Origin of the sequence: Vibrio sp. 1562 (assembly GCF_033340155.1) — a bacterium.
In the GTDB taxonomy this organism is placed as follows: Bacteria; Pseudomonadota; Gammaproteobacteria; order Enterobacterales; family Vibrionaceae; genus Vibrio; species Vibrio alginolyticus.
The window spans coordinates 1-759 of record NZ_JAWOVY010000264.1 but is presented as its reverse complement, the minus strand read 5'-3'; the positions used below and the strand labels follow the sequence as shown (position 1 = coordinate 759).

At 48.6% G+C, this 759-nt stretch carries 1 protein-coding gene; it reads left to right on the top strand.

Translation table 11 applies throughout. The features are described 5' to 3' along the window. A partial coding sequence (locus tag R7Z49_RS24555) for an AMP-dependent synthetase/ligase (protein WP_318112310.1) occupies positions 1-759 on the top strand: 759 nt, incomplete at both ends.

Genomic DNA, 759 nt, shown 5'->3' with positions numbered 1-759 from the left:
GGTGCGCGATGCATTAAGTGAAGTGCGTCCAACCGTGATGTGTGCAGTTCCTCGTTTCTACGAAAAGATTTTCTCAGCGATTCACGAGAAAGTGTCTCGAGCACCGATTCATCGCAAGATCATGTTTACTTGGGCGGTGAACATGGGCGCGAAAATGGCACTTTGCCATCAAGAAAAACGCAAACCTTCGATGATGCTGCGTAAAGCACACGCATTAGCTGACAAGCTGGTGCTCAGTAAGTTGCGCGCACTGCTCGGTGGTCGTATCAACTTTATGCCATGTGGTGGCGCGAAGTTGGATGAAACCATTGGTCGTTTCTTCCATGCTATTGGCATCAACGTGAAGTTGGGCTACGGCATGACAGAAACCACCGCGACGATTTCGTGCTGGGATGACAAGTGCTTTGATCCGGATTCTATCGGTATGTCGATGCCTGGCGCGCAAGTGAAGATTGGCGAAAACAACGAGATTCTAGTTCGTGGCCCGATGGTGATGCGCGGTTACTACAAAATGCCAGAAGAGACCGAAAAGACGTTTGATGAGCACGGTTTCTTAAAGACCGGTGATGCTGGCCATATTGATGAAAATGGCAACCTGTTCGTCACCGATCGCATTAAAGAACTGATGAAAACCTCTGGTGGTAAATACATTGCACCGCAAATGATCGAAGGTGCGATTGGTAAAGACCACTTCATTGAGCAGATTGCGGTGATTGCCGATACACGCAAGTTTGTTTCTGCGCTGATTGTGCCGTGTTT